This is a genomic window from Erwinia sp. OLFS4, from assembly GCF_002752165.1.
Classification (GTDB): Bacteria; Pseudomonadota; Gammaproteobacteria; order Enterobacterales; family Enterobacteriaceae; genus Izhakiella.
Genome location: NZ_MOMB01000049.1, coordinates 152887 through 161618, shown reverse-complemented (window position 1 = coordinate 161618; position 8732 = coordinate 152887). Strand labels below are relative to the sequence as shown.

Sequence of the window (8732 nt, the reverse complement as noted above, 5' to 3'; positions counted from 1 at the left end):
TCTGAGCCATGATCAAACTCTTCAATTTAAAAGCGTCTGATGCTCAAAGAATTAAACTCTCCGTCCGGTATTTAAACCCGACGGTTACGTAATGAATTTACGCGTTCACTCTTCAAGACTTGATACTACAAATAGTTTTGCCATATCAATCCTGCGAGTGCCCACACAGATTGTCTGATAAATTGTTAAAGAGCAGTGCCACTTTCTCGTGTGGCGCGGGTTGCGTATATTACGCTTTGCCGCTGAAGAGTCAAGGATTTTCTCCCGTCTCATCTGCGGGAAATCTATCGATTTCATCCCCCGCTAACCCGGCCTGCGTTACCGCCATGCCGTGTCAGTGGAGGCGCATTATAGGGACTTCAGACGCGCTGACAAGTGCTAATTGCGAAAATAACGCTGACCGTTTTAATTTTCACCAGCCTGTTTATTTTCAGGCCGTTTTACCTGGCAGGGCGGCAAAATCCTGAGCAAATCGCCTGACCTGTTGCCAGTCGGTATACTCTACTTCTTTACTGGCGTTAGTTTCCCCGCCGGTCATGCGCATGATGAACTGGATCATAATACGGTCATACCAGCTATAACGCGGATAACGTAATGCACCGGCGAAAACAGCACAACAGTCTGGCGCCCAGGGGGTACTGAGCAGAAATTTACGGGTATAGGCATTCGTTTGTGGGCTACGTTTTTCAGGTTTCCGCGCCGTCAGATTGACGGAAAAAAAACCGCTCACACGTTCACGGAGAGCCGTAAGGTTAGCGGCAACAAATTTAGCCAGCGCGGGATGAAAGTGTCCATAACGTATTGAGGCACCAATCAATATACGATCATACTGTTCCCATTCAATACTGCTGGCGTGCATGATATTAAGTATATCGCAAGGTTGGATATGCTTAATTTCCGAAGCAATTGCCGCAGAGATTGCATGAGTTTGTCCATCACGGCTGGAAAATATAATCAGCGTTTTCAATATTTATACTCCCTGTTATTCACGCCAGAAGGTCGGGGTAAACAGTACCAGCAACGTGAAAACCTCCAGTCGTCCAAACAGCATAGTTGAAATAAGAATCCATTTTGCAACATCATTCATTGACGTGAAATTATCCGCCACCACGCCTAATCCAGGGCCAAGATTATTCAGCGTTGCAGCAACAGCGGCAAAGGCCGAAAAGTCATCAACACCAGTCGCAATAATGGCCAGCATGCTAAGAATGAATACCAGCGCATAGGCAGAGAAAAACCCCCATACGGCTTCAAGAATTCGCTCGCCCAGTGCACGATGCCCCAGCTTAATGGTATATACCGCATTCGGATGCACCAGCCGCTTTAATTCACGATATCCCTGCTTAAATAACAGCAGAATACGAATCACTTTCAAACCGCCACCGGTTGAGCCCGCACAGCCACCGATAAACGCAGAACATAGTAACAATACCGGTAAGAACAGAGGCCAGCGGGCAATGCTGTCGGTGGTAAAACCTGCGGTGGTTGCCATCGACACTACCTGAAAAAATGCCTGATTAATTGTCTGCCCGACGCTGACATAGACATTGTGGAAGTAAAGTACCAGCGTACAGACCAGCACAAGCGTCAGCTGGACGCCAATAAACATGCGAAACTCTGGATCACGCCAGTAAACTTTCAGGTTGCGCCCGCTCAGCAAGGCGAAATGGAGGCCATAATTACAGCCGGAAATCAGTAAAAAAATAGCAATAATGGTGTTAATCGTCGGACTGGCAAAATAACCGATACTGGCATCATGGGTGGAAAATCCCCCTATCGCGATAGTAGAAAAGCTGTGGCTTATCGCATCAAAGAAAGACATTCCAGCCAGCCAAAGTGAAAGGGTGCAAGCAACGGTCAGTAGCACATAGATAAGCCAGAGCGTTTTCGCCGTTTCCGCAATTCGTGGACGCATTTTATTATCTTTTAACGGACCGGGCATTTCTGCACGATAAAGCTGCATTCCCCCTACACCGAGGATAGGCAGAATAGCCACCGCCAGAACGATAATACCCATGCCGCCAAACCACTGCAGCATCTGACGATAAAACAAAATGGCTTTAGGTAAAGAGTCCAGCCCAACCAGAGTGGTTGCCCCCGTCGTCGTCAGCCCGGAAAAAGACTCGAAAAATGCATCGGTAATAGACAGATTGGGGTGCTCGGAAAAAATAAAGGGCATCGCCCCCACGCTACCCAGCACCGTCCAGAAAAGCACGACGATTAAAAACCCTTCGCGGGATTTCAGTTCACTACGCTGCTTACGATTAGGCCACCACAACAATAACCCAATCGCCAGCGCCATAAAAAAAGTCTGGGTAAAAGCCCTTCCGGCACCGTCGCGATAAATAAGCGCCACCAGACCTGGTACGATCATGGTCCCAGAGAAAAGAATAACCAGCAAACCGACAATACGGGTGATGGCACGAAAATGCATGAGAGTTCCTTAACTCATTAATTCAACGGCTCAAGATTGAGCCCGCCACGGCTGAGATCGCTCAGGCGCATTGTAAAACCGACGATCTGACCGTAAGGCAATGCCAGTCGCAATGTGACCTGCTCAGTGAACTCAGAGGCAAGCAGCGTGCCCGACGCCCATTGAATTAGCCTTTCAATATCAGACAATTGTGCGTAATCACAGCATAACCTGAAAGTGAGCATCGGTACTTTCCGCTGGCGCACCAGTTGCTTTAATGCCTGCTGAACACCGTTTCCGTATGCTTTTACCAGTCCGCCCGTTCCCAACTGAATACCGCCGTAATAACGTATTACCACGGCGGTAACCTCCCCTACACCGCTGCCCATCAGCTGTGCCAGCATAGGCTTACCGGCAGTACCCGACGGTTCACCATCATCGGAAAAACCCAGCTGTTGTGAGTCGTCTGGCGCACCGGCAACCCAGGCCCAGCAATGGTGCCGGGCATCCGGATGTTGCTGACGAATATGTTGTACAAACTCACGCGCGGCCATCACGCCTTCAGTATGCTGCAATAGCGTAATAAAGCGGCTTTTTTTTATCTCTTCGCTAAAACTGACCGTTTCAGCAGGAATATCATAAGCGTCCATCAGTGCAAATTAAGCGCGCGGGTCATATTTTCAATGCGGTTATCATGGAATACCACGTTATCTTCAATGCGAATACCACCGTAGGCTTTAAAGGTGTCAATACGCCCCCAGTTAAACAATGAGCTAAAACGACTTTCCCGCCAGGGCGCCAGCAACGACCCGATAAAATAGATACCGGGTTCAATAGTCAGTACCATGCCAGGTTCCAGTATCCGGGTACAACGCAGATAGGGATATTGTCGCGGTGCAGCCAGCTGCGTGCCGTAATCATCCTGCATAAAACCGCCCACATCATGTACCTGTAAACCTAACGGATGACCCAAACCATGAGGCATAAAAGCAGCAGTGATATTTTCCGCCACCAGCGCCTCTTCACTTAACCCTTTCACCAAATCATGCCTGATCAGCAAGCGGGCGATACGCTGATTCATTTGCTGATGATAATCACTGTAACGCACACCGGTTTTCAGGTCGGCGATTAATGCCTGTTGCTCGCCATCCATGTCCGCTACCAGTGCCGCGAACTCACTGTCCGGCTGGGCGGCATAACTGCGGGTAATATCCGCCGCATAGCCATTATATTCAGCCCCTGCATCCAGCAGGAAACTCCGCAGCTGTCGGGGAACCTGCTGTTCAGGCTGGGTATAATGCAATATGGCTGCATGTTCATTCAATGCCACAATATTACCGTAAGGCACATCAGTGTCACGGTGCCCCGTCGCACTGAGATAGGCCATGTTGATATCAAACTCACTCATTTCCGACAGAAAAGCCTCTTTCGCTGCCTGATGTCCAAGTACGGCAATTTTCTGCGCCTGGCGCATACAGGTCAGTTCATAGGGAGTTTTATACCCACGATAAAAATGCAGATAATCAATCAGCCCCTGTGGGTTGATATGTTCAGCAGGCAATCCCAACTGAGAGGCACGCGACACAGCCGGGCCAATATACGCAATATTTTCACGCTGGGCTGGCAGTAAACGGCCAATTTCACTGGCATCACGCAGCACCATAATATCGATTTCAGCCGTCCAGAAATCTTGTGGCACTGGCTGCACTTTGTGCCAGTAATCAATCGGAGAATAAAACCACAGTTTGGGTTTATTCACCCCATCAACCCACAACCAGCAGTTAGCCAGATCTGTGACCGGTATCCAGTGCTTAAACTGTGGGTTTACTTTGAATGGATAGTCATGATCGTCAAGAAAAACCGTTAGCAGTTCACCAGAATGTATCAACATCGCGTCCAGCGATGCACGTGCCAGTGCCTGTTGCGCTCTGCGCTGTAAAACTTGCAGATGCTCCTGATACAGCGCCACCAGTGAATCCATCACACACCTCCCGTTCAGTCTGTTGCCAGCATCTTATCATAGCCCGCACGCCATTAGCCCTCTCTGGTCGATGTGATCGTTACAGCAATTTACAGATGTTTTTTTGCATTTTATTAACATCAATCTCACACTTACCTCAACTGGTAAGACCAGATCCTTTGGGTAGATTCAGGAGAACACCATGCTTTATCAAAGCGACACCCTCTCTGTAGAATGGATTGACGAGGGCATTGCAGAGTTAGTATTCAATGCACCCGGTTCAGTGAATAAACTGGATACGCTAACGATAAGCTGTCTGCACGAGGCCATTCAGGTACTTGAGCAACAACCCCACCTCAAAGGGGTACTACTCAGTTCACGTAAAGCGGCATTCATTGTCGGTGCTGATATTACAGAATTTCTCTCTTTATTTGATGCACCAGCCGAAAAACTGACCGGCTGGCTGAACCATGCCAACCGCATTTTTTCACGCCTTGAAGACCTGCCGGTCCCCACGCTGTCAGCAATAAATAGCTATGCCCTCGGTGGCGGTTGCGAATGTATCCTTGCCTGCGACTTGCGGCTGGCAACGCCGGATGCCCGTATTGGATTGCCAGAAACCAAACTCGGGATCATACCAGGCTTCGGCGGCACGGTGCGCCTGCCCCGCTTACTGGGTGTCGATAGCGCACTGGAAATTATTGCTGCTGGCAAAGATATTTCTGCCGATGAAGCACTGAAACTGGGGCTGATTGACGCAGTGGTTTCCAACGATAATCTGCATCAGGCGGCGTTGAAAATGCTGAAAGCTGCCATCAACGGAGCACTGGACTGGCAAACCCGGCGGGCACCTAAGCTGGCTCCGCTGAAACTGAATCAGGTGGAAGCGGCCATGAGTTTTACCATGGCAAAAGGGCTGGTGATGCAAACTGCCGGAAAACATTATCCGGCACCCTTGAGCGCGGTTGAAACCATCGAAGCAGCCGCTGGCCTGAGACGTGACGAGGCGCTGAAACTGGAAACCGCCCGCTTTGTCGCACTGGCTCGCAGTAGTCAGGCGCGAGCGCTGGTAGGAATTTTCCTCAACGATCAATATGTTAAAAATAAAGCGAAAAAACTGACGCAGGGGATTTCGCTCCCTCAGCAAGCGGCAGTATTAGGCGCAGGCATTATGGGCGGTGGCATTGCCTGGCAGTCAGCATGGAAAGGCGTGCCGGTCATCATGAAAGACATCAATTCCGCCGCATTGGCATTAGGAACGAACGAAGCGGCTAAGCTGCTTAACAAGCAGCTTGAGCGCGGAAAAATAGACGGACTGAAACTGGCGCAAATTATGGGAAGCATCCGGCCAACCCTGAACTACAGCGAATTTCAGCACGCCGACATTGCGGTAGAGGCCGTGGTTGAAAATCCAGCGGTAAAAATGAAGGTCCTGGCGGAGACTGAAGCCGCCCTGCCGGAAGAGGCTATCCTGGCATCCAACACCTCGACCATTCCCATCAGCCAGCTGGCACAAGCCCTGAAGCGTCCGGCGCAATTCTGCGGTATGCATTTTTTCAACCCGGTACCACGTATGCCGCTGGTTGAGGTGATCCGTGGCGAAAAAACCGCAGACAGCACCGTGGCAAAAGTGGTCGCCTGGGCCAGCAAAATGGGCAAAACGCCCATTGTTGTCAACGATTGTCCGGGATTCTTTGTAAACCGTGTATTGTTCCCTTATTTTTCCGCGTTCAGCCTGCTGTTGCGTGACGGCGCGGACTTTTGCCAGATTGATCGGGTGATGGAAAAACAGTTTGGCTGGCCGATGGGCCCGGCACGCCTGCTGGACGTGGTCGGCATTGACACCGCACACCATGCCCAACAGGTCATGGCACAAGGCTTCCCATTACGCATGCAAAAAACATATCGCGATGCTATCGAAGTCCTGTTTGAGGAAAAACGTTATGGCCAGAAAAATCAGCGTGGTTTTTATCTGTGGGAAACCGATAAAAAAGGCAAACAGCAGAAGATAAGTGATCCGCAGGTTGACCAGCTACTGCAACAGGTCTGCCAGCCACGCCGGATATTTACCGACGAAGAAATTATCAGCCGGATGATGATCCCTATGCTCAACGAAGTGATACGTTGCCTGGAAGAAAATGTCATCGCCACACCGGCGGAAGCCGACATGGCGCTGGTCTATGGTTTGGGTTTCCCGCCGTTCCACGGCGGTGCATTCCGCTATATGGATACCCTGGGTGCTGAAAAAGTGCTGGCGTTAACCGAACGCTTCGTCGCACTGGGCCCCCTCTACCAGGCACCTGAGGCACTACGCGAAAAAGCCGCTCGCGGCAGCCAGTGGTATCCGCTGCCTGAGGCGATGACTGACAACATTTTAAAAACGGCCTGAGGAAAAAAACATGGAAAAGGTAGTCATTGTTGACGCAATCCGCACCCCGATGGGCCGTTCAAAAGGCGGGGCGTTTCGTCAGGTACGCGCAGAAGATCTGTCAGCCCATTTGATGCGTTCACTGCTAAGCCGTCACCCGGTCCTTGAAGCAGCAGAACTTGACGATATTTACTGGGGTTGTGTACAGCAAACCCTTGAGCAGGGATTTAACATAGCCCGCAATGCCGCCTTGCTGGCTGAAATACCTCATTCGGTTCCCGCCACAACCGTCAACCGTTTGTGTGGGTCATCAATGCAGGCCCTGCATGATGCCGCAAGAGCCATTATGGTCGGTGACGCACATCAGTGTCTGGTGGGTGGCGTTGAACACATGGGGCATGTTCCGATGAACCACGGCGTAGATTTTCATCCCGGTCTGAGCCGTACTGTGGCAAAAGCCGCCGGTATGATGGGACTGACTGCCGAAATGCTGGCTCGCATACATGGCATCAGCCGGGAGATGCAGGACAGCTTTGCCGCCCGTTCTCATCAACGGGCCTGGGCCGCAACACAAGCCGGCCATTTTTCTGCGGAAATCATCCCCACCAGCGGCCATGATGCAGAAGGGACACTGGTACGTTATGTCAGTGATGAAGTGATTCGCCCGGAAACCACAACAGACAGCCTGGCTGCTCTCAGACCGGCCTTCGATCCGGTCAATGGCACGGTCACCGCCGGCAGCTCGTCAGCACTGTCAGATGGTGCGGCAGCCATGCTAATCATGAGCGAACAGCGTGCTAAGGCGCTGGGGCTAAAAGCTCGCGCCCGCGTTCGTGCAATGGCGGTGGTTGGCTGCGATCCCTCTATTATGGGCTACGGGCCAGTACCCGCAACCCAGCTGGCTTTAAAACGCGCCGGACTGAGTGTCAATGATATCGGTCTGTTTGAGCTGAATGAGGCATTCGCTGCACAAACACTTCCCTGTATTAAAGACCTCGGGCTGCTCGGGCTGCTAGACGAAAAGGTCAACCTTAATGGTGGCGCGATTGCCCTCGGCCATCCACTAGGTTGTTCCGGTGCCCGCATCAGCACCACGCTATTGAATCTGATGGAACGCCGCGACGTACAGTTTGGTGTCGCAGCAATGTGTATTGGACTCGGCCAGGGGATCGCCACGGTATTTGAACGGGTTTAACCTGCCATTAGCCGCTAAATATGTCGAAGTGGCCGTATGTTTGCTGAAGATTTCCGCCGGCGCTGGTCCGGCGTTTTTTCATTGTCAGCGATCAGATAAAGGCAAACGCATCGCCATACATTGTCGCCTCTTCCGCACCGCGCTCGGCGCAAAAGCGCTCGCGGGCTATTTTGGCCATTTCAAAACGGCCGGCAATATAAATATCATGACCCGCCAGGGAGGCATAATCCTGCATCACTGCCGTCAGTACCGTGCCGTGACGTCCAGACCAGTCTGCTTCAGGCTGCTCAACAACCGGAATAATATTAAGACGGGTATGACGCACAGCCAGTGCATTAAGTTCATCCAGGTCATAAAGATGTTTTAATTCCCGCCCGCCCCAGTAAAGAGCGATATGGCGATCGGGTTGCTGCGCCAGCGCGGTCAGCAGAATTGAACGTACATAAGAAAACCCGGTACCGCCGGCAATCAAAATAAGTGGCCGCTCGCTTTCCTCACGCAGCCATGCGTCGCCATGGGGAATATCAACCGTGATCTCCCGATCCTGCTTAATACGGTCCATCACTGCCATTGCATACAGATTAAGTTCAGAAGCCCCGATATGCAGCTCGATAATATCTTTTTCCATCGGCGTCGATGCCAGCGAGAAAGGCCGTTTATCACTTTCTTCCATGACCACCATAAGATACTGGCCGGCACGAAAACTAAAATCTGCGGCCGGCACCAGGCGTACCCGGTACACGGTATCCGTAATCGCCTCAACCGAGGTCACTTTACAGCTCAATGTTGTCATGCG

At 51.3% G+C, this 8732-nt stretch carries 7 protein-coding genes; 2 read left to right on the top strand and 5 right to left on the bottom strand.

Annotation, left to right across the window (positions count from 1 at the left end):
* Window positions 1–430: 430 nt before the first annotated feature.
* The 4 genes from hemG to pepQ are packed head-to-tail and all read right to left on the bottom strand — an operon-like array spanning window position 431 to window position 4394.
* Window positions 431–967, bottom strand: a complete 537-nt coding sequence (hemG, locus tag BL249_RS11075; RefSeq protein ID WP_099705838.1) for a menaquinone-dependent protoporphyrinogen IX dehydrogenase — start codon at window positions 965–967, stop codon at window positions 431–433.
* Window positions 968–982: 15 nt separating this feature from the next.
* Window positions 983–2434: a Trk system potassium transporter TrkH gene (gene trkH / locus BL249_RS11070; protein WP_099705837.1), complete on the bottom strand. Its 1452-nt coding sequence runs from the start codon at window positions 2432–2434 to the stop codon at window positions 983–985.
* A gap of 17 nt (window positions 2435–2451) precedes the next feature.
* Window positions 2452–3063 (bottom strand): IMPACT family protein, encoded by a 612-nt coding sequence (locus BL249_RS11065; RefSeq protein ID WP_099705836.1) that lies wholly within the window; start codon window positions 3061–3063, stop codon window positions 2452–2454.
* The gene (pepQ, locus tag BL249_RS11060) at window positions 3063–4394 is read right to left on the bottom strand and encodes a Xaa-Pro dipeptidase (RefSeq protein ID WP_099705835.1); all 1332 of its coding nucleotides are present in this window, start codon (window positions 4392–4394) and stop codon (window positions 3063–3065) included. Before pepQ ends, BL249_RS11065 begins: the two co-directional genes overlap by 1 nt.
* Window positions 4395–4575: 181 nt before the next feature.
* Between pepQ and fadB the strand changes: the two genes are divergently transcribed.
* Window positions 4576–6762 (top strand): fatty acid oxidation complex subunit alpha FadB, encoded by a 2187-nt coding sequence (fadB, locus tag BL249_RS11055; RefSeq protein ID WP_099705834.1) that lies wholly within the window; start codon window positions 4576–4578, stop codon window positions 6760–6762.
* 10 nt (window positions 6763–6772) lie between these two features.
* On the top strand, window positions 6773–7936 hold the full coding sequence (gene fadA / locus BL249_RS11050) for an acetyl-CoA C-acyltransferase FadA (RefSeq protein ID WP_099705833.1): 1164 nt from the start codon (window positions 6773–6775) through the stop codon (window positions 7934–7936).
* 91 nt (window positions 7937–8027) lie between these two features.
* On the opposite strand, the gene fre is transcribed toward fadA, so the two are convergent.
* On the bottom strand, window positions 8028–8729 hold the full coding sequence (fre, locus tag BL249_RS11045) for an NAD(P)H-flavin reductase (protein WP_099705851.1): 702 nt from the start codon (window positions 8727–8729) through the stop codon (window positions 8028–8030).
* Window positions 8730–8732: the final 3 nt, after the last annotated feature.

Coding starts and splice junctions, on each gene's coding strand:
- BL249_RS11065 (WP_099705836.1), bottom strand. CDS start 3,063: ATGGACGCTTATGATATTCCTGCTGAAACGGTCAGTTTTAGCGAAGAG.
- fre (WP_099705851.1), bottom strand. CDS start 8,729: ATGACAACATTGAGCTGTAAAGTGACCTCGGTTGAGGCGATTACGGAT.
- fadB (WP_099705834.1), top strand. CDS start 4,576: ATGCTTTATCAAAGCGACACCCTCTCTGTAGAATGGATTGACGAGGGC.
- fadA (WP_099705833.1), top strand. CDS start 6,773: ATGGAAAAGGTAGTCATTGTTGACGCAATCCGCACCCCGATGGGCCGT.
- pepQ (WP_099705835.1), bottom strand. CDS start 4,394: ATGGATTCACTGGTGGCGCTGTATCAGGAGCATCTGCAAGTTTTACAG.
- trkH (WP_099705837.1), bottom strand. CDS start 2,434: ATGCATTTTCGTGCCATCACCCGTATTGTCGGTTTGCTGGTTATTCTT.